The sequence below is a fragment of the Ruegeria lacuscaerulensis genome, from assembly GCF_013034745.1.
Taxonomy (GTDB): Bacteria; Pseudomonadota; Alphaproteobacteria; order Rhodobacterales; family Rhodobacteraceae; genus Ruegeria; species Ruegeria lacuscaerulensis_B.
This window is the reverse complement of sequence record NZ_WQGP01000001.1, coordinates 363567-389069: the sequence shown is the minus strand read 5'-3', so window position 1 is coordinate 389069 and position 25503 is coordinate 363567. Positions and strand designations below refer to the sequence as shown.

At 59.6% G+C, this 25503-nt stretch carries 27 protein-coding genes; 11 read left to right on the top strand and 16 right to left on the bottom strand.

Annotation, left to right across the window (positions count from 1 at the left end; all coding sequences use genetic code 11):
- Positions 1-164: 164 nt before the first annotated feature.
- From GOV79_RS01925 to GOV79_RS01890, 8 genes are all read left to right on the top strand, one after another.
- Positions 165-1337, top strand: a complete 1173-nt coding sequence (locus GOV79_RS01925) for an SPOR domain-containing protein (protein WP_170788397.1) — start codon at positions 165-167, stop codon at positions 1335-1337.
- 20 nt (positions 1338-1357) lie between these two features.
- On the top strand, positions 1358-2524 hold the full coding sequence (locus GOV79_RS01920; RefSeq protein ID WP_170788396.1) for a D-alanyl-D-alanine carboxypeptidase family protein: 1167 nt from the start codon (positions 1358-1360) through the stop codon (positions 2522-2524).
- Between the two features lie 12 nt (positions 2525-2536).
- Positions 2537-3145 (top strand): dTMP kinase, encoded by a 609-nt coding sequence (gene tmk / locus GOV79_RS01915; RefSeq protein ID WP_170788395.1) that lies wholly within the window; start codon positions 2537-2539, stop codon positions 3143-3145.
- Positions 3146-3155: 10 nt separating this feature from the next.
- A complete protein-coding gene (locus GOV79_RS01910) occupies positions 3156-4277 on the top strand; it encodes a DNA polymerase III subunit delta' (protein WP_170788394.1) in 1122 nt (373 codons plus the stop codon).
- Positions 4274-5080, top strand: a complete 807-nt coding sequence (locus GOV79_RS01905) for a TatD family hydrolase (protein ID WP_170784261.1) — start codon at positions 4274-4276, stop codon at positions 5078-5080. Before GOV79_RS01910 ends, GOV79_RS01905 begins: the two co-directional genes overlap by 4 nt.
- Entirely contained in the window at positions 5077-5874 is a 798-nt protein-coding gene (locus GOV79_RS01900) for an MBL fold metallo-hydrolase (protein WP_170769301.1), read from the top strand. The genes GOV79_RS01905 and GOV79_RS01900 overlap by 4 nt, the downstream gene beginning before the upstream one ends.
- 42 nt (positions 5875-5916) lie before the next feature.
- Positions 5917-6849 carry an AEC family transporter gene (locus GOV79_RS01895; RefSeq protein ID WP_170788393.1) on the top strand — a complete coding sequence of 311 codons (933 nt, stop codon included), beginning with the start codon at positions 5917-5919 and terminating at the stop codon, positions 6847-6849.
- A gap of 71 nt (positions 6850-6920) precedes the next feature.
- A complete protein-coding gene (locus tag GOV79_RS01890; RefSeq protein WP_170769299.1) occupies positions 6921-7619 on the top strand; it encodes a CbiX/SirB N-terminal domain-containing protein in 699 nt (232 codons plus the stop codon).
- A gap of 6 nt (positions 7620-7625) precedes the next feature.
- Here GOV79_RS01890 and GOV79_RS01885 read toward each other — a convergent pair whose 3' ends face one another.
- The 5 genes from GOV79_RS01885 to GOV79_RS01865 form a co-directional block, all read right to left on the bottom strand.
- Positions 7626-8627 carry a GGDEF domain-containing protein gene (locus GOV79_RS01885; RefSeq protein ID WP_170788392.1) on the bottom strand — a complete coding sequence of 334 codons (1002 nt, stop codon included), beginning with the start codon at positions 8625-8627 and terminating at the stop codon, positions 7626-7628.
- Positions 8624-9211, bottom strand: a complete 588-nt coding sequence (locus tag GOV79_RS01880) for a heme NO-binding domain-containing protein (protein ID WP_170788391.1) — start codon at positions 9209-9211, stop codon at positions 8624-8626. Before GOV79_RS01880 ends, GOV79_RS01885 begins: the two co-directional genes overlap by 4 nt.
- A 122-nt stretch (positions 9212-9333) precedes the next feature.
- Positions 9334-10893: a trimethylamine methyltransferase family protein gene (locus GOV79_RS01875; protein WP_170769296.1), complete on the bottom strand. Its 1560-nt coding sequence runs from the start codon at positions 10891-10893 to the stop codon at positions 9334-9336.
- 123 nt (positions 10894-11016) lie between these two features.
- The gene (locus GOV79_RS01870; protein WP_170788390.1) at positions 11017-11709 is read right to left on the bottom strand and encodes an HAD family hydrolase; all 693 of its coding nucleotides are present in this window, start codon (positions 11707-11709) and stop codon (positions 11017-11019) included.
- An 18-nt stretch (positions 11710-11727) separates the two neighbouring features.
- On the bottom strand, positions 11728-12012 hold the full coding sequence (locus GOV79_RS01865; protein WP_170784247.1) for a DUF3572 domain-containing protein: 285 nt from the start codon (positions 12010-12012) through the stop codon (positions 11728-11730).
- Positions 12013-12099: 87 nt separating this feature from the next.
- Here GOV79_RS01865 and GOV79_RS01860 point away from each other — a divergent pair, with 87 nt between their 5' ends.
- Positions 12100-13485 carry a diguanylate cyclase gene (locus GOV79_RS01860; RefSeq protein ID WP_170788389.1) on the top strand — a complete coding sequence of 462 codons (1386 nt, stop codon included), beginning with the start codon at positions 12100-12102 and terminating at the stop codon, positions 13483-13485.
- 4 nt (positions 13486-13489) lie between these two features.
- Here the strand turns inward: GOV79_RS01860 and GOV79_RS01855 are convergent, their stop codons facing one another.
- From GOV79_RS01855 to GOV79_RS01840, 4 genes are read right to left on the bottom strand one after another with little or no spacing between them, the layout of a single operon-like run.
- Entirely contained in the window at positions 13490-13963 is a 474-nt protein-coding gene (locus GOV79_RS01855) for a periplasmic heavy metal sensor (protein ID WP_170788388.1), read from the bottom strand.
- On the bottom strand, positions 13960-14307 hold the full coding sequence (locus tag GOV79_RS01850; protein ID WP_170788387.1) for a hypothetical protein: 348 nt from the start codon (positions 14305-14307) through the stop codon (positions 13960-13962). Before GOV79_RS01850 ends, GOV79_RS01855 begins: the two co-directional genes overlap by 4 nt.
- Complete coding sequence (locus GOV79_RS01845; protein ID WP_170788386.1) at positions 14300-14914, bottom strand: RNA polymerase sigma factor; 615 nt, start codon at positions 14912-14914, stop codon at positions 14300-14302. The genes GOV79_RS01850 and GOV79_RS01845 overlap by 8 nt, the downstream gene beginning before the upstream one ends.
- A gap of 6 nt (positions 14915-14920) precedes the next feature.
- On the bottom strand, positions 14921-15388 hold the full coding sequence (locus tag GOV79_RS01840) for an EF-hand domain-containing protein (RefSeq protein ID WP_170788385.1): 468 nt from the start codon (positions 15386-15388) through the stop codon (positions 14921-14923).
- Between the two features lie 190 nt (positions 15389-15578).
- Between GOV79_RS01840 and GOV79_RS01835 the strand changes: the two genes are divergently transcribed.
- The gene (locus GOV79_RS01835; RefSeq protein WP_170769288.1) at positions 15579-15974 is read left to right on the top strand and encodes a DUF983 domain-containing protein; all 396 of its coding nucleotides are present in this window, start codon (positions 15579-15581) and stop codon (positions 15972-15974) included.
- Between the two features lie 28 nt (positions 15975-16002).
- Positions 16003-16704, top strand: coding sequence for an NUDIX hydrolase (locus GOV79_RS01830; RefSeq protein WP_170788384.1), 702 nt, complete (start codon positions 16003-16005; stop codon positions 16702-16704).
- Positions 16705-16712: 8 nt separating this feature from the next.
- On the opposite strand, the gene GOV79_RS01825 is transcribed toward GOV79_RS01830, so the two are convergent.
- The 7 genes from GOV79_RS01825 to nuoK are packed head-to-tail and all read right to left on the bottom strand — an operon-like array spanning position 16713 to position 25426.
- Positions 16713-18380 (bottom strand): ribonuclease J, encoded by a 1668-nt coding sequence (locus tag GOV79_RS01825; RefSeq protein WP_170788383.1) that lies wholly within the window; start codon positions 18378-18380, stop codon positions 16713-16715.
- Complete coding sequence (locus tag GOV79_RS01820; protein ID WP_170769285.1) at positions 18377-19156, bottom strand: type III pantothenate kinase; 780 nt, start codon at positions 19154-19156, stop codon at positions 18377-18379. The genes GOV79_RS01825 and GOV79_RS01820 overlap by 4 nt, the downstream gene beginning before the upstream one ends.
- An 11-nt stretch (positions 19157-19167) precedes the next feature.
- Entirely contained in the window at positions 19168-19917 is a 750-nt protein-coding gene (locus GOV79_RS01815) for a biotin--[acetyl-CoA-carboxylase] ligase (protein ID WP_170788382.1), read from the bottom strand.
- Between the two features lie 54 nt (positions 19918-19971).
- Positions 19972-21414, bottom strand: coding sequence for an NADH-quinone oxidoreductase subunit NuoN (gene nuoN, locus GOV79_RS01810; protein ID WP_170769283.1), 1443 nt, complete (start codon positions 21412-21414; stop codon positions 19972-19974).
- Positions 21415-21427: 13 nt separating this feature from the next.
- Positions 21428-22972, bottom strand: a complete 1545-nt coding sequence (locus GOV79_RS01805) for an NADH-quinone oxidoreductase subunit M (RefSeq protein ID WP_170788381.1) — start codon at positions 22970-22972, stop codon at positions 21428-21430.
- Entirely contained in the window at positions 22972-25113 is a 2142-nt protein-coding gene (gene nuoL / locus GOV79_RS01800) for an NADH-quinone oxidoreductase subunit L (RefSeq protein ID WP_170788380.1), read from the bottom strand. The genes GOV79_RS01805 and nuoL overlap by 1 nt, the downstream gene beginning before the upstream one ends.
- 7 nt (positions 25114-25120) lie before the next feature.
- Entirely contained in the window at positions 25121-25426 is a 306-nt protein-coding gene (nuoK, locus tag GOV79_RS01795; protein ID WP_005984024.1) for an NADH-quinone oxidoreductase subunit NuoK, read from the bottom strand.
- Positions 25427-25503 lie beyond the last annotated feature (77 nt).

The following is a 25503-nucleotide window of genomic DNA, read 5'->3' as shown; positions in this document are numbered from 1 at the left end:
GTGCAAATAGGGAAAACTTGCTCAAGCCTGTCCAGCAGACTTTCCATGCTCCTTTGCTCGGGTTATGATCAACGGTGAAAAGACCGAAACACGCTGGCCTTTGAGAACCGGCAAACGGCAGTGGGGCATTGTGAACCAAGCCCTTTCAGGCAAGGGATGAGATAATGGATCGAGCGATTGTGACACGCGCAAAACCGCGGGCGTTGGTGGTTTTTGCTGTGGCGCTTACAGTTCTTGTAGGTTGCGACGAAACGCTGTCTTCGGATGAGGCTTCTTCGGACGCGGACAGCAGTCCGCGCGGCAGTGACTCGGTAGAGCTGTTTCCCGATGCGACCGGAAACACACGCGAGGATGTCGAAGCCCCCGAGGTTTTCAACGTCACCGAAGCCGGGTTGTGGGATGGACGCCCGTCATTGGGCGGTATCTGGGTCGCGCACCCGGATGTTACCCAGCCCGAACGTGTACGCATAACAAACACCGCAAATAACAAGTCCACCACAGGCGCCCTGTTCCGCCGCGAACGCAACCTTCCTGGTCCCGCGTTGCAGCTTTCTTCCGCTGCCGCCGAGAAGCTGGGTATTTTGGCCGGCGCGCCCACGCGAGTGGACGTTGTCGCTCTGCGTCGCAAACCGGTAGAGCCTGTCGCAGCCGAACCTGAACCCGAAGCTGCGGAAGAACCCGCCGCCGAGCCCGAGCAGGAAGTGGTTGAAAGCGCGGCGGTTGACGTCGAAGCCGATGGCGAGGCGGCGGTTGAAGACAAACCCAAGCGCAAATGGTGGCAAAAGAAGGAAACCGCAGCCGTCGCAGGGGCTGCCGCTGCTGCTGGCGCGGCAACCGCCGATGCCGCAGATACGGCGGTTGATACAGCGACCGAAACGGCCGCCGACACAGCCGAGGTCGCTGCAGCCGCTGCGGCTGCGCCGTCTCTGACTGACCCCGAAGTGATACCTCCCGCCGATGCCGCACCAAAACGGAAGTGGTGGCAGAAGAAAGAGGTCGATGAAATCACCGAAACGCCCTTGGACCCGATTGAGGGCGCCGCAGCGGCGATTGAAGCCTCGGACCCGACTCCTGTGGCGGCCGAAGCCCCAGCTTCCGGCCCGCTGTCAAAACCATATGTGCAGGTGGGTACGTTCGGGGTCGAAGCCAATGCCAAAAGCGCCGCCGACAAGATCCGCAGGAACGGTCTGAGCGCCGAGGTGCGAGAATTGAAGACCGATGACAAGATCGTCTGGCGCGTGGTGGTTGGCCCCGCGTCCACGCGGGCCGAGCGCAATGCCATTCATCGCGATGTCAAGGATCTGGGCTTTTCAGACGCCTTCACCGTCAAAAACTGAACCCGAAAGGAGGTGCCGCTATGCTGTCCTCACTACGCTCAACTGTTCTGACCCTCGGACTGGCAATGTTTGCTCTGCCCGCCCAGGCTTTCGATACGACGGCCAGGGCGGCCTATGTGATGGATCAGACGACCGGCACGGTCCTTCTATCCAAAGACGCCGATCAGCCCCTGCCCCCGGCGTCGATGTCCAAACTCATGACACTGTATGTGGCCTTCGAGGCCCTGCGCGACGGACGTCTGACGTTGGATGAGACCCTACCCGTTTCCGAACACGCCATGAGCTATGGTGGCTCGACCATGTTCCTGAACACATTGGATCGCGTCACAGTCGAGGATTTGCTGCGCGGTATCATCGTGCTGTCGGGCAACGATGCCTGCGTGGTGATCGCCGAGGCGCTCAGCCCCGACGGGACCGAGGCCGGGTTTGCCCGCTACATGACGCAGCGCGCGAAACAGCTGGGCATGGACAATTCTACCTTTGCCAATTCCAACGGCTGGCCCGCTGCCGGTCACATGATGTCAGTCCACGATCTGGCCGTTCTGGCAGATCGCCTGATCAGTGATTTTCCTGAATACTATCCTCTGTTCGCCGAGGAAGAGTTTGAATTCGATGGCCGCGCGCCCTCAAACAAGCGCAACCGCAATCCGCTACTGAAACTGGGGATAGGCGCGGACGGCCTGAAGACTGGCCACACGCAAGAGGCAGGCTATGGCCTTGTCGGCTCGGCCAAACAGGGGGACCGCAGGGTGATCTTCGTGCTCACCGGTCTGGATAGCACCGCCACGCGTGCAGAGGAGGCTGAGTCCGTGGTTAACTGGTCGTTTCGAAATTTTGTCGAGAGGACAATTGCCAACAAAGACGCGCCGATAGCCGAGGCCGAAGTTTGGATGGGGGCGCAAAGGACGGTTGGCCTTGTACCCGAAGACGATCTGAACATCCTACTGCCGGTTCTGGGCGACGAAAACGTGGCTGCCGAGGTCGTCTATGACGGCCCGATCAACGCTCCGATTGCCAAGGGTCAGAAACTGGCCGAACTGGTCATCAAGCCTGAAGGTCTGCCCGAAATTCGGCGTCCTCTGGTCGCGGTACAGGATGTGGCCGCGGGTGGTTTTCTGGTTCGGATGATGACCGTCGGAGGGATCGTTCTGACCGATGTGATCGGCAACCCTCTGGACGCATTTTGACAAGGGCACCGCGTGTTTCTGACATTTGAAGGCATTGATGGGTCGGGCAAGTCCTCGCAGGCGCGTATGCTGGCCGATCACTTGCGCGGATTGGGCCGCGACGTTGTTCTGACCCGCGAACCCGGCGGTTCAGCCGGGGCCGAGGAAATCCGCAGGCTGGTATTGGAAGGTGATCCCGACCGCTGGTCAGCCGAGACAGAGCTGCTGCTGTTCACTGCCGCCCGCCGCGACCATCTGGAACGAACCATTGAACCCGCGCTGGCGGCTGGAAAAGTCGTGATCTGCGACCGGTTCGCCGACAGCACGCGCATGTATCAGGGCATGTCACGTGGCAATCTGCGCCCTGTGGTGGATCAGTTGCACAAGCTGATGATCGGGCGCGAACCCAACCTGACACTGCTGATCGACATGGACCCCGAAATCGGCCTGTCTCGCGCCAAGGGGCGGCAAGGCACCGAGGAACGGTTCGAGGATTTCGGCCTGGAGTTGCAGCAAAAGATGCGCGCAGGGTTTCTGGCGCTGGCCGATGAGTTCCCGGACCGTTTTCGCGTGATCGATGGCAACCGGGACATGGACAGTGTGGCCCGCGATGTGACAGATATCGTCCTGCAATCCTTGTGACGGACGACCCATGAGCGACGACACCCCGACCCCGGATCAGGCCCCCGGTGCCCCGCATCCGCGCGAAACCGCGACCTTGTTCGGGCAGGCCGAGGCCGAACAGGCCTTTCTGAACGCCTACACCTCGGACCGTCTGCACCACGGCTGGCTGCTGACCGGCCCGCGCGGGGTGGGCAAAGCTACGCTTGCGTGGCAGATCGCGCGGTTCCTGCTGGCGACCCCTCCGGCTGAGGATGACGGGCTGTTCGGCGCGCCCCCGCCCCCTGAGACGCTCGCGATCGACCCCGACCACCCCGTCGCCCACCGCATTCAGGCCGGGGCCGAACCCGGCCTGGCCGCCATTACCCGAACGCTGAACGATCAAGGGCGGCTGCGGAGTGAGATCGTGGTGGATGACATCCGCAAGCTGGGCAAGTTCTTCGGCCTGTCCTCGGCCGATGGCGGGCGGCGCGTGGTCATCGTAGACGCGGCTGATGAGATGAATGTCAGCGCCGCCAACGCCCTGTTGAAAATGCTGGAAGAACCGCCCGCGCGTACGACGCTGCTGTTGATCTCGCACCAGCCCTCGCGACTGTTGCCAACAATCCGGTCGCGCTGTCGAACCCTGCGCCTATCCCCGTTAGGGGCTGACGATATGCAGTCCGCACTGGCCCAAACCGGAGCCGAAATGCCTACGCAACCAGATCATCTGGCCGCCCTTGCCGCTGGCTCTGTCGGGGACGCGGTGCGTCTGATTAACCTGGGCGGGTTAGAGATTTACGCCGAGTTCATCGCCATCCTCGGCACCCTGCCCCGCATGGACCGTCAACGCGCCCTGAAACTGGCCGAGGCCGCCGCCCAGCGCGGCGCGGCTGAGAGGTTCGAGCTGCTTTTAACCCTGATCGACGTGGCCCTGTCGCGCCTTGCCCTGACCGGAGCGACCGGCGCAGCCCCCCTGCCCGAAGCCGCCCCGCATGAGGCCGAAATCCTGTCGCGCCTATCCCAATCCCCCCATCAGGCCCGCAAATGGGCTGAGGTGGCTGCGACAATCACAGCCCGCGCACGCCATGGTCAGGCGGTGAACCTTGACCCTGCGGCTCTGGTCCTAGATACGGTGTTCAAGATACAGGAAACCGCCGGTCAGAGCAGATGAGCGACACCCCCCAGATCACCGACAGCCATTGCCATCTGGACTTCCCCGATTTCGAAGGCCAGTTGGACCAGATCGTCGCCAATGCGATTGACGCGGGCGTAACCCGTATGGTCACAATCTGCACCAAGCTGCGCAATGAACCCAGCGTCCGCGCGATAGCTGAAGCCCACGCCCCCGTCTTCTACGCCGCCGGCACCCACCCCATGAGCGCTGCGGATGAGCAGATGGCAACCGTAGACGAACTGGTCGCACTGTCCCAGCACCCGAAATTCGTCGGTATTGGTGAGACCGGGCTGGATTACCATTACACCGCCGACAGCGCCGAAGTGCAAAAACAATCTCTGCGTGTCCATATCGAGGCGGCCCAGCGCACCGGCCTACCCCTGATTATTCACGCCCGCGCGGCGGACGAGGACATGGCCCGCATTCTGGCCGAGGAACATCGCAACGCGCCCTATTCCTGCGTGATGCACTGCTTTTCCTCATCGGCAGAACTGGCCAAAGCCGCGCTGGATCTGGGTTTTTACCTGTCCATGTCCGGCATCGCCGCCTTCCCCAAAAGCCAGGAGCTGCGCGATATCTTTGCCACCGCCCCAGTCGATCGCGTTCTGGTCGAAACCGACGCGCCCTATCTGGCCCCGCCCCCGTTCCGCGGCAAACGCAACGAGCCCGCCTATACCGCCCATACCGCCCGCAAAGGGGCCGAGGTGTTCGGTATGGACTATGCCGAGTTCGCCGCTCAGACCCAGCTGAATTTCGAGCGGCTGTTCACCAAAGCCGCAACCTACAAGGCGGCTGCATGACCCAGCTGCGCTGCACCATTCTGGGCTGCGGTTCCTCCGGTGGCGTACCTCGACTGGGCGGGCATTGGGGCGATTGCGACCCCGAAAACCCCAAGAACATCCGCCGTCGCTGTTCCATGCTGGTAGAGCGCGATGGGCCCGAAGGCACAACCTCGGTCCTGATCGACACCACGCCGGATATGCGCAGCCAGTTGCTGGATACCGGCACCGGGCGTCTGGATGGGGTGGTCTACACCCACAGCCATGCCGACCACGTCCACGGCATAGATGACCTGCGCATGATCGTGTTCAACATGCGCACCCGCGTACCTGTCTGGGCGGACGGTGACACGCAAAACGACCTGCTGGGACGGTTCGGATATGCGTTCATCCAGCCTGACAGCTCGCCCTACCCGCCGATCCTTGATCTGAAAACCATCAGTGGCCCGTTTGAGATCGACGGCCCCGGCGGCCCGATCCCATTGCAGCCGTTCAAGGTTAATCACGGCTCGATCGACGCGTTGGGCTTTCGGATTGGCGGACTGGTCTATTTGCCAGACGTGGCCGAGATCTATGACGACGCGTGGCCTGCGCTGCAAGGGCTGGACTGTTTGGTCATCGACGCGCTGCGCCGCACGCCGCACCCAACTCACGCGCATCTGGAAAAGACGCTCGGCTGGATCGAACAGCTCGAGCCGAAGCGCGCGGTGCTGACCAATATGCATATCGACATGGACTATGCCACGGTCAAGGCCGAAACCGCCGACCACATCACCCCGGCCTATGATGGCATGGTGATCCATCAGGCGCTGTAAAATGTCGGTGGTGCCTGCCGCAATATCTCACCGGATGGCACCATGCTGCAAAGCCTGATCGACGTTATCCTGCCAGTATTTCTGGTGATCGGCGCGGGATATGCCTCGACCCGGTTGGGGTATTTCAAAGAGGTCCATATCGACGGGCTGATGAAGTTCACCCAGGGCTTCGCCATTCCCTGCTTGCTGTTTCTGGCCATCGCCAATCTGGACCTCAGCGCCAGTTTCGACCCGCGTCTGCTGTTCAGTTTCTACACCGCTGCGGGCCTATGTTTCTGCGCCGGCCTGTTCGGCGCGCGCCTGATCTTCCGGCGCGAGTGGGAGGATTGCGTCGCGATCGGCTTCTGCTGCTTGTTCTCGAACTCGGTCCTGCTGGGCCTGCCGATTACCGAGCGCGCTTATGGCCCTGAAAACCTGGCCGGGAACTATGCTATCATCGCCTTCCATGCGCCGTTTTGCTATGGCATCGGCATCACAGTGATGGAGGTCATTCGCAGTCGCGGCAACGGTGGCACGCATATGTTCCGTTCGGTCTTGTCAGCGATGTTCCGAAATGCGCTGATCCTGGGGATCGCATCGGGATTCATAATCAACCTGTCCGGGGTTGGCGTGCCCGGAGTGGTCGATGACGCCCTTGGCCTGATCACCCGCGCCGCCTTGCCCGGAGCCTTGTTTGCCTTGGGCGGCGTTCTTGTCAAATATCGGCCCGAGGGCGATCTGCGCACCATCGCCTATGTTTGCGGTGTGTCGCTGCTGCTGCATCCAAGTCTGGTCTGGCTATTCGGATCAAGCGTCGGGCTGCCGCAGGATCTGTTCCGCTCGGGCGTGCTGAACGCGGCCATGGCACCGGGGTTCAACGCCTATATCTTTGCCAATATGTATGGGCGCGCGCGACGGGTCGCGGCCTCATCGGTGCTGATCGGTACTGCCTCGTCGATCCTGACGGTATGGCTGTGGCTTGCTCTGCTGGGATAGAGCATTTGGTTTCCGGTTGACTTTGGGTTGTACAAACACACCTATCCGGTCACGCAACAAGGATCGTACTTATGCCGCATGCCGTCATCGTCGCCCATGGCCAACCCTCTGACCCGGAACCGGCCGAGGCCGCATTGGCAGACTATGCCCGTAGCGTCGATGCGCTGTGCCCGGATATCACGGTGGTTTCCGCCACGCTGGCCGCACCGGGACAGTTCGAATCCTGCCTGCAAAAGCTACCGGACGATACCGTTCTCTTTCCGCTCTTCATGGCCAAGGGGTGGTTCGTGACCAGCGCGTTGCCCAAGCGGTTGGACGAACGCCCCCTTCGTATTCTGGACCCGCTGGGAGTAGACCCCGAAATGCCCAACCTTGTGGCACAGGCTCTGACCGAGGCTCTTGCGCAGCGTCAGTGGCAGGCCACAGAGACCGATTTTGTTCTCGCCGCCCACGGGTCCGGCCGCAGCCGCAACCCCTCTGCCGTGGCTTTGCACTTCGCCGAGGCTTTGGGTCAAACTTTACCGTTCAAATCTCTTCGCGTCGGTTTTGTCGAAGAGCCCCCTTCCATATCTGACGCCGCATCAAAAGCGGGTGCGCAAGCAATTTGTTTGCCGTTTTTTGCCTGCACTGGCGGACACGTTCTAGAGGACATCCCGCAAGAATTGGAAAAGGCTGCCTTTCAGGGCGACACCCTACCCGTCGTCGGAGAGCTTCCCGGCATTCAACGCCATATCGCCGCGACCCTCAGCAAGGCGTTTCTTTCTACCTGACGCCTGCTATTGCGGAGGCATCGCCTTGTGCGCCAGTGATGAGAACAAGCAGTGACGAGACCTGCCTTTTCGCTTGGCCTCGTACAAGGCCTGATCGGCGGCGTTCAAAATCTCGGCAGGTTTGGGGGAGTGAAATTGCGTGGAAAGCGCGGTTCCGATACTGGCCGATATGCAGCAGGTTGACCCTTCAAAACTTATGGGATGTTGCAACCGCTCGATCAGTCGGATCGCGATCGCGGACAGTACAGCCTCATCGACCAAGCCTTTGAACATGATTACGAATTCATCCCCCCCGACGCGCGCGACGGTGTCATCTGCACGCGTCTCTTCCATCATGATGCGCGCGGCCTGTTTCAGAACATAATCCCCAGCGGCATGGCCAAACCGGTCATTGACTGATTTGAAATAGTCCAGATCCAGATGCATTAGCGCAAATGGTCCATTGCCCGAGACCAGATGCCCCAACACCACATCCATCGCACGGCGGTTCTTGAGGCCGGTCAACATATCGGTATAGGCCTGCTCCTCGGCCGCAAGCATCGCGCCCTGCAGGCGCAGGTTTAGTGAACGGGACGCCTCCATCGCGGCGGATTTGGCTTCGACCAGATAGAGCAGTTCAATCGCAAGATCTGTGCCGGAAAAATCGGCACTGGTCAGCGCATAGTCCCGTACCGCATCCAGGATCGAAATTCCGAAGGACAGGTTCACGACCGCCCCCATATCGTTCGGCAAGGGCGCGACCAAGCCTTTAAGGGCCGTACGCGGCCTGTCATGCAGCTTGAGGTGCAGTTTTGCCCCGGCCAGAGAAAGCAAGGCCGACAAGGTTGTCACCTTTCGTGGTCGAACCAGTTCGAAAACGTCCAGGAAAGCCTGCCCACGCATCGGTGTATCCGGCCGAAGTTTTTGAACGGTCGGCCCCACACGCTGAATGCGTCCGTCTCGATCGACGAGAACGAACATCGGGCAAAGCGTGTCCAGCAACCCGGCCAATTCGACATTGCTCATCATGCTTTTCGCGCCCCCAACTCAAACTGTCGGCCTTGAGCAAAGGCGCTTTCAACCAGGATGATCGAAATGACTTCGGCGTCCCCCCTTTGCCCCTCATGGGTAAGAATGGCCAATGCGCCATAGTCATCCGCAACCGCGCGGAGCACGCCCACCATCACGCTGGAATATCCGGGCAAACCCGGATGACACAGAAGCTGGAACTCGGTTGGCGACATCTCGCTTAGTTCTAGTTCGGGCAAACGCAGGTCCGAGACCGCAAGGCGAACCCGATCAGAAAGGTCATCAAGTGAATGCAGAAATTCGACATACGTCACTCCGCCAAACCGCAGCAGGCGTCGTAGATCTTCCATGTTGGGGTGAGAGACTAGGTAGGTCCCCAAATCCTCTAGCAGTTCGGCGCGCGGGCGATCGAGTTTAGCGCACAATATCTCCAGCATGCGCGCGCTGACGTCATCGTCATAGACCAACATCGCCTCAAACTCGGAAAAGCCAAGTTCTGCGACTTCGGTCACGTGCAGCCAGCAGGATTGCCCGTATGTCGCGCAAACGAAGGATTGGACCGCTCGATTGATCAGACCATGCATGACAAAGCCCCAGCTTGGTTTCACACGTAGTCTGACCGACGAATCCTTAACAAATCGCCAAAACGCAGCTTCGGATATGGACAATCCAATCGAGTATCAAACTGGAATCTCTTTCTAAACTGCTAGAAATCGGTCGGTGCTCCGCCCTCGGCCTTTCGGCGTTCAACGAATTCCGCCAGTTCCTGTCGGATACCTTCGTCCATCGGTGGGGGTTCAAAGCTGGTGATGATCTCTTTGAACATGTGATGGGCGCGTTCTGCAGTCCAGATACCACCCGCTACGTTCCACCCTTCGAAATTCTTCCAGTCGCTGAGGAAAGGTTGGTAGAATGCCGTAGTGTAACGGTCCTGCGTGTGCTGGATGCCAAAGAAATGCCCGTCATTGCCGACCGCACGGATCGCATCCAACGCAATCTCATCCGGCCCGGTCGCCGTGATCTCGGGCTGCATATACCTTTGGATTTGCTGCAAAACTTCGCAATCCATAATGAACTTTTCCGGGCTGGCGATCAGCCCTCCCTCAAGCCAACCTGCGGCGTGGTAGACTATATTGGTCCCTGACTGCACCGCCGCCCACAGTGAGTTCGACGTTTCCCAAACCGATTGCCCATCTGGCACGTTTGCCGCACACACGCCCGAGGACCGCAAGGGTAGGCCGTAAAACCGTGCCATCTGGCCGGTCATCTGGGTCGAGCGCATATATTCCGGTGTTCCGAACGCCGGCGCGCCAGATTTCATATCCACGTTCGAGGTAAAGGTTCCGATCACGCAGGGAATGCCGGGACGGACATATTGGAACAGCGCAATCGCGCAGAGCGCCTCGGCCAGAGATTGCGCGACCGCGCCCGCCATTGTAACCGGGGCCATCGCGCCAGCCAGCGTAAAGGGCGTCACCACAATCGCCTGCCCCCGCCGTGCCAGACGTAGGCAGCCGTCAATCATCGGGTGGTCATGTTTCAACGGCGAGGTCGAGTTGATGTTGGTATACATCCGGGGCGTCGCCTCGAATTCCTCATGGCTTAGACCGCCTGCGATCCTCACCATCTCCATCACGTCCTCGACCCGTTCCTTGCCCAGTGAATAGGCGTGCATCGCCTTGTCGGTCAGGGTCAGCTTGTCATAGAGCACATCCAGATGGCGCACGCTGGCGTGGATGTCGACTGGTTCCACCGGATAACCGCCCGCAAAGTGAATGCAGTTGAAATATTGCGTCAGTTTCAAAAGGTTCCGACACATTTCGCGATTGCCGGGCACTTTCGTGCCGATCTCCATATCCCAATAGTTGGGCGGGGACGAGACATTGCCGAACAGCAGATTGCGCCCACCGATTTCAATCTGGCGTGCCGGATTACGCGGCGTGATGGTAAAGGATGACGGAGCCTTGCCCACCATCTCCATCACAAAATCGCGCCCCATGCGGACATTGTCGCCGTCAATGGTGCAGCCTGCCTGACGCAGTATGCCGATGGCTTCCTCGTTGTAGAATTCAATACCGATCTCTTCGAGAATGCGCATCGCCCCCTCGTGGATCGCTTCAATCCCCTCAGGACCAAGCGGCTCGGTCGGTGCATCCGTATTGACCGGAGGGTTCCACGGCATCTGGTCGATTACGGCCGAGCCTCGGCGTTCAGCAGCCCCCGCGCGCCCTCCACTGCGGCGTCTGCGCTTTGTCGTATCTGCCATCGGACCGTCCCCTTGTGTTCGCGTTGCCTCAAGCAAGCCCCGAACAGGGAAGACTGGCCGCTCTGTCTGCGACAGGCTATGTCGGATTTAGAACCTGATCCGCCGAAATCGAGCCGGATTCGGTCAGCGATCCGCCAGCCAGCCGGGGATGTGCCCGATATCCGGCAAGACCACATCCGCCATAGGCGTAAGCGCTTCGGCCTCGGCCATACCGGTCAGAACACCGATCGTTGTCATCCCTGCCGCGCGTCCGGCCTGAAGGTCATGCAGGCTGTCCCCCACCATCGCAACGCGATCCGGGGTGACGCCCACATGTTTAGCAAAGGCCAAAAGCTGACCCGGACCCGGTTTGAACCCGTGCCCACTGTCATAGCCAGCCACAAAGTCAAAGTGATCCCGTATCCCGGCCGAGCTCAGATGCTCGAGCGCGGGCATCTCGCTATCATTCGTCGCCACGCCCAGCCTCAGACCAGACCGCCGCAGCCCATCTAGGAACGGCACAAGTGGCACTGCGGGGGCTTGTGGTGCATTTGCGGATTCGGTGTTCAGAACGTCGATCAGCCCTGCCTTAGGCAGATCAGGAAAATGCGGCGCCAGAACCTCGGCCACTTCTTCCACCGTTCCCGCAATTACGATGCTGTCCGGCGAATAAGTCAGCGTCTGAAGATCGAAACCAATCACCTTGCCCAGCGTGGCAGCGCGGGCGTGATCCCCCTCTGTCAGATGCAACAGCATATTGCGTCCGAAGGCACCCCAGGTATCGGCAAAATCGAACAGAGTGCCGTCCTTGTCGAACAGAATAGCGTCGATTGGCATGGTGTTCTCCTGTGAGGGTCAGGTCCAGTGAATGTCAGCGCCGCCGGAAAGCGCGGCCTTGGCTTGCGCTGGCAGATCGTAAGGCACGGAATTGGCGTCGCAAAATGCCACAACCCACGAATCGTCCAACATCAGAAATTCCAGCACCGAGCCCAGAAACTCGGGTTCGGACGCCCGTTCGCGCAGATCACCTTCGGATGCGCCTGTGGAGCCCAGAAACACCGGCAAGAGCTCGTCATTTCCGACCAGCCAGCCAAGCACATTCAACGCCAGCGTTTCAGCGGATTGCGCGGTTATCGACATAAAGAGTCCCTGAATCTGCTCTTGGAAAGGGTTTGTTAACCAGACTCATAAACACTTTGGTCATACATGCAATCAACGGTGGCAGATATGTCCGTTCACGGTACCATCCTTGTCCTTGACGGGACCTCGACCAATCGGATCATGCTGAAAGTTCAGCTTACGGCAGCGTGGTATCACGTTGTGCAGGGCGAAAAGGTTCAAGGGCTGGCCGGGCTGTTGCGGCGGGCTCGGCCCGACCTTGTGCTGACCGCACAAACCTTGCCAGATGGCACCGCAGCCGATGTGAAAAAGCTGGTGATGGCCGACCCCGAACTGGCGGATGTGCCGGTTGTCGCAATCGCACCGCAAAACGACAAGGCCGCGCGTCTTCAGGCTTTGTCGGACGGGCTGGATGATGTTCTGGCGCATCCTTTCAAAGACACGCTGCTTTTGGCGCGGGTCCGCAGCCTGATGCGCGTCCGAGCCGAATCGCAGGACCTGCGTCTGGGTGGCTCGCAGCCCATCGGATTTGCCGAACCCGCACCCGCGCTGATCACTCCGCCGAAATCCGGCCATGTTGCCCTGCTGACCCAAACATCAAGCATTGGTGCGAAGTGGCGAAACGCTTTGGCTAACCGGTTGAAGCACAGGTTGACGGCCCATACGTCCTCCAACTTGCAGTGTCTGTTATCCGGCCCCACCCCCGACGCCATCCTGATCGAGATCGGAACCGACCGGTCTGGTCTGTCCGTCTTGAACGATCTTAAATCGCGCGGCGCCACCCGCCACACGGCGGCTATAGGCATTCTGACGCAAAATGACCCCGGTATTGCAGCAGAAATTCTGGACCGGGGGGGAGATGCAGTCTGCATGAACGGGTTCTGTGCCGACGAAACCGTGCTGCGTTTGGAGAACCTGATCGCGCGCAAGACCCGCTTGGACAAGATGCGTGCATCGCTGCGCCGCGGGATTGCGGAATCCTGGGTTGATCCGCTGACTGGGCTGCACAACAGGCGTTATGCAATGCACGCAATCGACCGCATCGTCGCTCAGTCCAACCAAACCCAGCGCGGCTTTGCGGTAATGTTAGCGGATCTGGATCATTTCAAATCCATCAATGACCGCTTTGGCCATGTGTGTGGTGACCGTGTCTTGACCGAAACCGCAACCCGGATGCAGCGCGCCATCGGCGCAGCTGGGTTCGTGGCCCGGATCGGAGGAGAGGAATTCATGATTGGCGTACCCGATACCACTCAGGACAATGCGCTGAAACTGGCGCGCACGTTGTGCGATTGTATCTGCAAAACACCCTTCAAGCTGCCGGGCACCTTCGCGCCAGTACCGGTAACGATCAGCATCGGCGTGATTTCGGCGCAACCGGCCCGCTCAAGTGGTGCTCCGGTCGAGACGTTGATTCAATCAGCCGACACCGCGCTCTATGCCGCGAAGCGCGCGGGCCGCAATCAGGTCAGTTTTCGGCAATGCGCTGCCTGACAGATCAGTCCTTTTTGCCCCGTTTATGAGGGCCGCGGCGTACGACCTCATCCAAACGCGCGGCATAGTCCATACGTTCCTCTTCGCTCATTGCAGAGACGCGCGTCAGCCATTCATTCTGCAAGGACATCTGCAACGACACCAGCGACGCGCTCTGATTAGCCAGTATCGCCCGAACGGATTCGGGGTCGAACGGATCGGCGCGCAGGGCTGCGCTGAGCATGGCGAAATCCTCGGCCCGCAGCTTTGAGCCTTTGCGGTGCTGTTTCGATAAATCCCCGCGTAGCGCCTTGCGGTCCTCTTTCGGCAACGCGCGATAAAGAGCCGAGCCAAAACCGGGTGGCGCCTTTGCATGGTCACTGCCTTTGACCCGTAGAACCGTTCCGACTGCTACGCCTACAATAAGCAAGTTCACGGCAAGGGAAACCGCCAACAAGATTGGCATCCAACGGCGTTTGGGCTTGGGATTGTCGCTCATTCGGCGTCCTCCAGGAATGATGTGTCCAGATCGGCAAGTGCAAATGTGGCCTCCGATCCGTAGAGGTAAGTGGCCGCGTCAGGCAGGAAATCCGGCGCAGCAAACCCGATCCACAGGCCGGCGACACTGGCGGCGGCCAGACCGCTCAGGCCCTGCCAGCCACCGATCCCTTCGACCATGCGGCGAAAAACGGATCGGGGTGCAGACCGCTTGGGTTTGGCAAGGTCCAGCCGCACCGCTTCGGCATCGGTCAGGATGCGAACGGCCAAATCGTCAGGCAGCGCCGGCCGATCCTGACGAGCCTGTGCAAAAAGCTGATCCAATCTCGTGTCATCTTCAGTCATCGTCATACCCCAATTCGTCCCGTCGCCCCGCCAATATCGCTGTCAGAGCCCGCTTGCCCCGCGCCGTCAGACTTTCCACCGCTTCGACCGAAAGCTCCATGATCCCGGCAATCTCGGGGTTGGGCAATTCCTCGATATGGCGCAGTATCACGGCCTGTCGCTGCCGGTCCGGAAGTTTCGACAAGGCCGCCTGCAACGCGTCCCGGCGGGCATCGTCCTGCATCTTCTGCGCTGCGCTGGCACATTCGTCCTCAGGCTCTGGCACATCCGACAAACGGTCGGGCGTCTGTTTGCGCAGCCGGTCCAGACACAGGTTCATCGTCACACGGTACAGCCAGGTTGAGACCTTGGCATGCCCCGCCACCCAGTCCGGCGCGACCTTCCACAGCCGCATCATCGCCTCCTGGGTCATATCCTCGGCCTCGGCCCGGTTGCCCAGCATCCGCAGCGCCACCGAATAGCTTCGCGGGCCCAGCCTGTCGGTCAGCACACGCGCAGCCGCCGCATCACCTGCGGCGAACATGGCCAGCAGGACGTCATCCGCTGGCGCATCCGCGGCACTGTCAGCGCCGCGGACGATCTGACCTGAGGGCCTCAAGTCCCGCATTCCAAATCAGCTATCGTCGGTATCCGATTTGGCGCGTTTCTTGTGACGCTTGCCCATCCTGTCCTTTGCATCGGCAAATTCCTGTTCCGAGATTGAACCGTTGCTATCAGCGTCGATACGATCAAACATCTTGTCAGCCCGGCGCGGTTTGGGCAACTCATCCTCGCTCAGAAATCCGTCCTGATTGGCATCGTGCTTTTCGAACATTTTGGCGACACGGTCGTTCACCTTCTGCTGCCCCGCCGCCTGCATCTCTTCGACGGTCAATTGCCCGTCGCCATTGGCATCTGCATCCGTAAAGCGCTTGGCGCGGTGGGCCTGCATTTCATCCTTCGTCACCTGCCCGTCGCCATTGGCATCCAGTTCCTGAAACGTCGCAGGTTCGTGATTGCGTAGCCCTGCGGCCAGAGCGGAGGTCGCCGTGATCGCAACGGCCCCAAGGATAATCGCAGGTATGATTTTTGCGCTTTTCATGTCGGTTTCCCTTTGTTTGCACAGCGCTTTTGTCGCTGCCTACATAGGTTCAAACGCAGATTCACTGGGGTTCCGTCGCAAAAATTGAAATTTTTTTCCGTCACCTTTCAGGGCGCAAAGCGACGCACCCCCCTTTTAAGTTGCACAAAAGATGCGCAATATCCGCCCATTGAAACCCGTGAGTCTCGCAATGACAGATCAAACAATAGACACCCAGCCCGATGCGGATCGCGCCACCAAGCCAGCACTGCTGAAAGGCTTTCGCGGCCGCTGCCCGAAATGTGGTGAGGGCAAGCTGCTGAGCGGCTATCTCAAGGTCAATGATAGCTGCTCGAATTGCGGGCAAGAGCTGTTTCATCACCGCGCCGACGATGGCCCTGCCTATCTGACGATCCTGCTGGTCGGCCACCTACTGGCCCCTGCGCTGCACGTGACTTACGTCGAGTTCCGGCCTGAACCACTGACCATGTTCCTGATTTTTGCGATCGGTTGTACGGCGTTGTCGCTGTTCTTGCTGCCGCGCCTAAAAGGGGCTGTTGTGGCCTATCAATGGGCACGTCGCATGCACGGGTTCGAGAACGCGTAATGCGATTTCCGACCGGATTCATCCGCACATGACACAGGACAAGACCGCCATCCGCAACGCGGCAACGGTCATTGTTCTACGTGACCGTTTGTCAGACCCGTCGATCCTGATGGGGCAACGGGGCGCGAAAGCCGCGTTCATGCCCAACAAGTTTGTCTTTCCGGGCGGCGCGGTTGACGCCGAAGACGCCAATGTCGAATTGGCCACGGCCCTGTCTGAGTTGTGCCATGACCGCCTGTCCGAGCGGGCGGAGGCGGGTCTGCAAAATGCGCTTGCCGCCGCCGCAATCCGCGAGTTGTGGGAAGAGACCGGCCTGGTTCTGGGGCAACCCGGCGCATGGCCCGGACAACCGCCGGAGGATTGGGCCGAGTTTGCCCAGCTAGGTTTTCGCCCCACGGCCCAAGCGCTGCAATTCGTATTTCGCGCGGTGACACCTCCGGGAAGACCCCGGCGGTTCGATGCGCGGTTTTTCCTTGTTGATGCTTCGGCGGTTCAGGGCGACCTGGACGACTTCTCGCGCGCCTCGGATGAGCTGTCTCACCTGCAATGGGTGCCTCTGGATCGCGCGCGCGAGTTTGACCTGCCCTTTATCACCGAGGTCGTGCTGGCCGAGATTGCAGCGCGGGTATCAGACCCCACACCACCGACATCGGTCCCCTTCCTGCTGAATCAGGAAGAGGAGAGCTTATTTCTGAAACTCAAAGGCTACCCGATGCCTCTGACGGACTGAGGTCGCGCCTATTTCATTCGGCTGATCACCGTCGTGACCTCGGGCTTTTTACCGATCTCGGCCTTGGCGGTCTGGCGAACGATCCGGCGCATGGCTTCTTCCAATTTGTCGTCGTCGCGCAACGTTTTGGCGTCGGCGCGCATCAGGAATTGGTTCAGATCCTCTTCCAAAACCTCGACCAATGCCGCGCGCGAGGACCCAATCTCGGGCAGGCCCATCGTATCGCACCACGGCTCACCCAGTGGTTCATCCTCTTCGTCCAGAATGACCGTGACGGTCACATGACCGTTCAGAGCCATGCGGATACGATCCCGCACAACGCCGTCCAGCGCGCCGACCTTGACAGTGCCGTCCAGATAAGTCTGGCCCGTCTCGACATAGTCCACCACTTTCGGTGCGTTGCCAGTCAGATCCAGCATCGTGCCATTCACGGCCAGAATTCCTGCGCGTCCCCCAGCCTCGGCCAGCTTGGCGTGCTCGCGCAGATGGCGATGTTCACCATGCATCGGGATCACGATCTGAGGGTCGATCAGAGCATGTACCCTCTCAAGATCAGGGCGGTTGGCATGGCCCGACACGTGATACAGCCCCGAGCTGTCGTCGACAACATCCACCCCTTTTTCACTAAGCTGGTTAATGATGAAGATCACGCCCCGCTCATTGCCCGGAATGGTTTTCGACGAAAACAGGAACAGATCGCCCTCTTTCAACTCCAGACCGCGATACTTGCCTCGGGCTAGTTGCGCACTGGCGGCGCGGCGCTCACCTTGGCTGCCGGTCACGATCAGCATCAGGTTTTGACGCGGTACATCCACCGCCTCTTCCGCGCTGATAACCTTGGGGAAATCCGACAGGATGCCGGTTTCGGTCGCGGCTTCGATCATGCGGCGCATCGCGCGGCCCAGCAACACGACCGAGCGTCCGGCCCGCTGCCCCGCCTCGGCCAGGGTTTTCACCCGTGCCACGTTGGACGCGAAAGTGGTCGCGACAACCATCCCTTCGGCGCTTTCGACCAGTTTGGTGATCTCGGGGCCGACCTCGGATTCCGATCGCCCGTCATGGGGCGAGAATACATTGGTGCTGTCACAAACCAGAGCCTTGACGCCCGGTTTGGCAATCTCGGCCCACAAATCGGCGTCAAAAGGCTCACCTACCACAGGGTTGGTGTCCAGCTTGAAGTCACCCGAATGCACGACCCGGCCCGCAGGCGAGTCGATGACCAAGGCTGCACTTTCCGGGATCGAATGCGAGACCGGCAGGAAACCGACCGAGAACGGCCCCACCTGAACCTGCTCGGGCCATGGCGACACGGTTTGAACGGCGTCCTCGGGATGGCCATGTTCATCCATCTTGCGGCGCGCGATATTGGCGGTGAAGGCACGGGCATAGACCGGCGCGCCCAATGCCTCAAAGCAATGCGCTACGGCCCCCACGTGGTCTTCGTGGGCGTGTGTGACGAAGATGGCGTCAAGACGATCAGCGCGTTCCTGCAGCCACGAGATATCCGCGTGGATCAGATCGACGCCCGGCGTGGTGTCCATATCCGGGAACGTCACCCCAAGATCGACGAGGATCAGACGTTCCTGCCCCGGCTTGCCATAGCCATAGACATAGGCGTTCATGCCGATTTCGCCTGCACCGCCCAGCGGCAGATAGATCAGTCGTTCACTGCTCATGTTGAGCCATTTTCCTTGTTATAGCGATGGATCACGGTCAGACCGTGCATCGTCAGATCATCCTCGATCACGTCAAAGCCCACATCCGCCTGATCGAACAGAGGTGCAAGCCCCCCGGTTCCAACGACTTTCATCGGCATTCCATATTCCGCCTTGATCCGGGCAATCAGCCCCTCGATCAAACCGGAATAGCCCCAATACACGCCCGATTGGATACAGCCAACCGTATTTGTCCCAATCACTTTTTCGGGGCGCGTGATGTCGATATGAGGCAACGCCGCCGCGCCTTGGTGCAGCGCTTCAAGGCTGAGGTTCACACCCGGTGCAATAATGCCGCCCACGTAAGCCCCGTCCGATGCAACAACATCGAAATTCGTGGCGGTTCCGAAATCAACCACAACCACATCGCCACCATGACGATCAAACGCTCCAACCGCATTGGCCAGCCTGTCCGGTCCGGGAATGGTGCCTTCGTCGATGCGTGGGGCGACTGGCAACAGGCATTCCGGCTTGCCCACAACCAGCGGACGGCAGCCAAAGAAACGGTCTGCAAAGATGCGTAGATTGAACACCACGCGTGGCACGGTCGACGCGATCACGACATCAGTGATATCCGCCTCGATCCCGTAATGTTTCACCAGAGTAGAATACCATGTGAAATAGGCATCCGCCGTACGGGAGTGATGGGTCGAGGTGCGCAAGGTGCACAAAAATTGCGCGCCGTCCCAGATCGAGAACACGGTATTTGTGTTGCCGCAGTCGATTGCAAGAAGCATCTCAGCCCCCTTTAGAAATAAACATCCGCGGCAGGTATGGCCGCGCGGCCTTTGGCGGTGTTTAAGACAAGGTTGCCATTCCCGTCCACCGTTTCAAACGTGCCCACCGTTTCCGACGTTGTGGTCCGCGCCGTGATCACTTCCCCCAGTCGCGCGGCCCGGTCCAACCATGCCGTGCGGATCGGTTCGAACCCGTAGGTCACGAACTGGCTTTCGTAGCGCGCATAGTTGGCGGCCAGCTCGGTCAGAAAATCCTCGGGCATGACGTCGGCCCCAGTCTCGGACAAAAGCGAAACCGGGCGTACCGCTCCTTCCTCGAGCGCGTCAGGCTGCGGAGCTTGCGACAGGTTGACCCCTATGCCAATCGCCAAATGGCCCAGCTCGCGCCCCATACCCGTGCTTTCAAGAAGGATGCCAGCCAGCTTGCCACCGTTCAGCAGCACGTCATTGGGCCATTTCAGCGACAATCCGTCAGACCGCCCCGTCACAGCGACACAAGCATCGTACAGTGCAAGCGCTGCGACGAAGCTGCGCAATGCGGCCTGTTCCGGCTCACCCTGCGGACGCATCAACAAAGTAGCTGCGAGGTTTCCGACAGGATTGGCCCATGCCCTGCCCCGCCGCCCGCGCGCCGAGGTTTGATTATAGGCCATGATCCAGACCGGCCCTGCCGCCGTTGGGGCGATACGCGCAGCTTCGTTCAACGTGCTGTCGACCGTTTGCAGCACGTGCAACCCATATCCTTGCGGCCACTGCGTCATCGCAAAAAGGCCCGGTCCAGCGACCGAGCCCTCCTGGATTGAGTGAGCTGGAGATCAGTTAACAAGCGTCGCTGCCGCAGCTGCCGCTGCGCCCTCAACACCGAACTGATAGAATATACCTACCAACATCAGAGCTGCCGACCCCATCAACGCAACCCACAGAACGGGCGTGGAATGCGTCTCGATCGGGTCCTCGTTCTCCTCGCCAAAATACATGTAGAACACGATCCGCAGGTAGTAGAACGCACCAATGACCGAGGCGATGGCCGACACGATCACCAGACCGGTCAGGCCCGCGCTGACACCGGCCTGCCAAACGCCGAACTTGGCGAAGAAGCCCAGCATCGGCGGGACGCCCGCAAGGCTGAACATCAGGATCAGAACCGCCAGCGCCTTACCCGGATCACGTTTAGAATATTGCCGCAGCGCATCAATATCGGTGACGGGTTTGCCGTCGCGCTCCATCATCAGGATGAAGGCAAAGGTGCCGATATTCATGGTCACGTAGATCGCCAGATACATCAGCATCGCCTTGACGCCCATTTCAGTACCCGCCGCCAGACCGATCAGCGCATAGCCCATATGGGCAATCGACGAAAACGCCATCAGTCGCTTGATGTCGCGCTGACCAATCGCAGCCACAGCCCCCAACAGCATCGACAGGACTGAGAGCAGAACGATCACCTGCTGCCAATCCTTGATAACTCCGCCGAACGCGTCATGCAGCAATCGCGCAAACAATGCCATCGCGGCCACTTTGGGCGCAGTGGCAAAGAAAGCGGTGATCGGCGTGGGTGAGCCTTCGTACACGTCCGGCGTCCACATATGGAACGGCACCGCCGAGACCTTGAACGCCAGTCCCGAGATCAGGAAGATCAAACCGAACAGCAGGCCAACCGAGATGTCGCCGTGGTGCACCGTCTGGATGATGCCCGAGAACAGCGTGGTGCCCGTGAAGCCGTAAACCAATGATGCACCATACAGCAGCAAGCCCGAGCTGAGCGCGCCCAGAACGAAATACTTCAGACCAGCCTCGGTGGATTTCGCACTGTCACGGCGCAGGGCGGCCACGACGTAGAGCGCCAGCGATTGCAGTTCCAACCCCATATAGAGAGACATCAGATCGCCCGCGCTGACCATCATCATCATACCCACGGCGGCAAGTGCCACCAGCAAGGGGTATTCGAACCGCAACAGCCCGCGACGCGACATGTAATCCTGGCTCATCAACAGAACGGCTGCCGCAGATAGCAGGATCGCAACCTTGGCAAAGCGCGAGAAACCGTCATCGACGAACATGCCATTGAAGGCCACGTTGGTGCCGTCGCCATTGGTGGCGATCCAAATCGCCAGCAGCGCCATCAGGCCCGAGGTCGCCCAGACCAGAACCGGGGCCAGCCCGTCTTTTGTGGTGTAGACAGCCCCGATCAGCGCCGCCATCGCATATACGGCCAGAACGATCTCTGGCAGGATGATTGTCAGATCAGCTTGGATCATCTCCGAAGCTCCCTTAATGCGAAGCGGCTGTCTGGATCACGGCCTCAGCCGCGGCCAGAGCCGTGTCATAGTTCGAAATCAGCGCGGCGGTCGAGTCGCCGATCACATCGGTCACCAGCGATGGGTAGACGCCCAGCAGGATCGTCATGATGATCAGCGGTGCAAAGATCAGCCGCTCGCGCGAGCTCATGTCAGTCATGGCCTTGAGGCTTTCCTTGATCAGATCGCCAAAGACCACGCGACGGTACAGCCACAGCGCATACCCGGCAGAGAAGATCACGCCGGTTGCAGCCACCGCCGCTACCCATGTGTTAACCTGGAAGGCCCCCATCAGGGTCAGGAATTCGCCGATAAACCCGGACGTGCCCGGCAGGCCGACATTCGCCATGGTGAACAGCATGAAGACCAGCGCGTAAGCCGGCATCCGGATGACCAGACCGCCATAAGCGTCGATATCCCGGGTGTGCATCCGGTCATAAATCACGCCCACACACAGAAACAGTGCCGCCGAGATAAACCCGTGGCTCAGCATCTGGAAAATCGCGCCATCTATCCCTTGCTGGTTCGCCGCAAAGATGCCCATTGTCACAAAGCCCATATGCGCGACCGAAGAGTAAGCGATTAGCTTTTTCATATCCTCCTGCACCAGCGCCACCAGCGAGGTGTAGACAACGGCGATGGCCGACATCCACAGCACCAGATCGGTCATCACCGCCGAGCCCACAGGGAACATTGGCAGGCTGAACCGCAGGAAACCATAGCCCCCCATCTTCAACAGGATCGCCGCCAGCACGACCGAACCCGCCGTCGGCGCCTGAACGTGCGCGTCCGGCAGCCAAGTATGAACCGGCCACATCGGCATTTTCACGGCAAATGAGGCAAAGAACGCCAGGAACATCAGCGTCTGCATCCCGCCGACCACATAAATGCCCATCACGCTGAAGCTCTCGGATGAGAAGTGATGGCTCATCAGCGCCTCAATATCCGTCGTGCCCGCATCCGCATACATCGCCACCATCGCCACCAGCATCAGCACCGAGCCGAGAAATGTGTAGAGGAAGAACTTGAAGCTGGCATAGATGCGGTTCGCGCCGCCCCAAATGCCGATGATCAGGAACATCGGGATCAGACCGGCCTCGAAGAAAAGGTAGAACAGCACCAGATCCAGCGCCATGAACACGCCCAGCATCAGCGTTTCCAGCAGCAGGAAGGCGATCATGTATTCCTTGACCCGCTCGGTCACGTTCCAGCTGGCCAGTATGGTCAGCGGCATGATGAAGGTGGTCAGCAGCACGAACAGCACGCTGATGCCGTCCACGCCCATCTTGTATTTCAGGCCCAGCAGCCACTCACCCTCTTCCACCATCTGAAAGCCGGTGTTGGATGGATCAAAGCCCGTATAGATGCCAATCGAGACAAGGAACGTCACCGTGGTCGCCACCAGCGCGACCCATTTCGCGTTGCGCTGCGCGGCGTCGTCATCTCCGTGCAGGAACAGGGCCAGAATGGCCGCTGCCACTGCGGGGATGAAAGTAACGATCGAGAGGATATTATCCATTAGTGTGCGCCTCCGCCGATCGACATCCAGGTGACAAGGGCTGCTATCCCCAAGACCATCCAGAAGGCATAAGTAAAGATGTAGCCCGTCTGCGCCTTGCCTGCGAGGCGGGTGAAGAAGGGAACAACGCCCATGGCAATCCCGTTCAAGAAGCCGTCAATGGTGTTGCCATCACCGCGTTTCCACAGGAACCGGCCAAGCGCCACGGTGGGTTTGACGAAGATCACGTTGTAGATCTCGTCAAAGTACCATTTGTTCAGCAGGAACAAGTACAGCGGACGCTGGTTCTGTGCCAGATGTCCCGGCAGCGATGGGTTCACGATGTAGAACCAATAGGCCATCGCAAAGCCCAGCAGCATCGCAACAAAGGGTGAAACCTTGACCCACTTAGGCGCCGCATGCGCATCGTCCAGCACATGGTTGTCCGGCGCCATGTACAGCGCGCCCTCGCCCGGCTCACCTGCGAAAACATAGTGATGATCGCCATGAGCATCCTTTTCACCATGACCGTCATCTGCGTGGTCATCACCATGGCTTTCATCTGCGTGGCTATCATCGCCATGCGCGTCCGCTTTGCTGTGATCACCGGCCTCGGCATGTTCCGACGCCTCAGCCACCGGGATGCCATAGAACTTGCCCACCTTGTCCGCGTGACCGAAGAAATTGCTGTACCAAATCATGCCCGCAAAGACCGCGCCCAGCGAGAGAACGCCTAGCGGCACCAGCATGACCATCGGGCTTTCATGCGCGTGGTCATGCGTATGTTTGTCGCCACGCGGCGCGCCATAGAAGGTCAGGAAGATCAGACGCCAACTGTAGAAGGACGTGAACGCCGCCGCCACGACCAGCAGCCAGAAGCCATAAGACGACCCACCGGCATAGGCGCTCTCGATGATGGCGTCTTTCGACAGGAAGCCTGCGAAACCGAAGGTCGTCAGCGGAATGCCAACGCCCGTGATGGCCAGCGTGCCGATCATCATCGCCCAGAACGTATAGGGGATCTTATTGCGCAGCCCGCCATATTCAGTCATCTCTTGTTCGTGGTGCATGGCGTGGATCACGGACCCCGCGCCGAGGAACAACAGCGCTTTGAAGAACGCGTGCGTGAACAGGTGGAACATCGCCGCCGAATACATGCCGACACCTGCCGCCACGAACATGTAACCCAGCTGCGAACAGGTCGAATAGGCGATGACGCGCTTGATGTCGGTCTGAACCAGACCCACGGTCGCGGCAAAGAATGCAGTCGTTGCGCCCAGCACGGTGATGAATCCGGTCGCACCCGGCGCGAACTCCATAAGCGGCGACATACGGCATACAAGGAACACACCCGCCGTCACCATGGTCGCGGCGTGGATCAGGGCCGACACAGGCGTCGGGCCTTCCATCGCGTCGGGCAACCATGTGTGCAGGATCAACTGCGCCGATTTCCCCATCGCGCCGATGAAGAGCAGCACGCAGATGACCTCAACAGCGGTCCATTCGCCCCACAGGAAGTGCAGCTTTTCTTCAGCCAAGGCGGGTGCCGAGGCGAAAATGTCCGAGAAGTTGATGCTGTCGGTCAGCAGGAACAGCGCGAAAATCCCCAGCGCAAAGCCAAAGTCGCCGACACGGTTCACGATGAACGCTTTCATCGCCGCCGCATTGGCACTCGGCTTACGGTAATAGAACCCGATCAGCAGGTACGAGGCGACGCCCACGCCTTCCCAGCCAAAGAACATCTGCACCAGGTTGTCCGCCGTCACCAGCATCAACATCGCGAAGGTAAAGAAGGACAGATAGGCGAAGAAACGCGGCTTATAGCTTTCGCCCTCGCGCCATTGCGGGTCGTGATCCATGTAGCCGAAGGAATAGAGGTGCACGAGCGCTGAGACGGTTGTCACCACGATCAGCATGATCGCCGTCAGACGGTCCAGACGAATGGCCCAGCTTGTCGACAGTGATCCGCTTTCGATCCAGCGCATGATCTCGATCTGTTGGGTCACCCCGTCGAAGGCAAAAAACACTATCCACGACAGCAAACAGGCCAGAAACAGCAGGCCGGTTGCGGTCCACATGGCGGCTTTCTCGCCAATGAACCGCCAGCCGAAACCGCAGATCAACGCGCCCACCAGAGGGGCAAAGAGGATGGTGGTTTCCATAGTTCTCTTAGCCCTTCATCATATTGACGTCTTCAACCGCGATGGTGCCGCGGTTGCGGAAGAAGCAGACCAGAATGGCCAGACCAATCGCCGCCTCTGCCGCCGCGACGGTCAGCACGAACAACGTAAACACCTGCCCGACCAGATCGCCCAGGAAACTGGAAAACGCCACAAGGTTGATATTCACCGCCAGCAGCATCAATTCGATGCTCATCAGCAGGATGATGACGTTCTTGCGGTTCAGGAAGAGACCGAAGATGCCGATGACGAACAGCGTCGCCGCGACCGTAAGATAGTGTTCAAGTCCGATCATAGCTCTCTTGCCCGCTTTGCATGGGAAGAATTTTCTGCGAAAATTCTCAATACGATTTTTCGACGAAAAATCTTGGT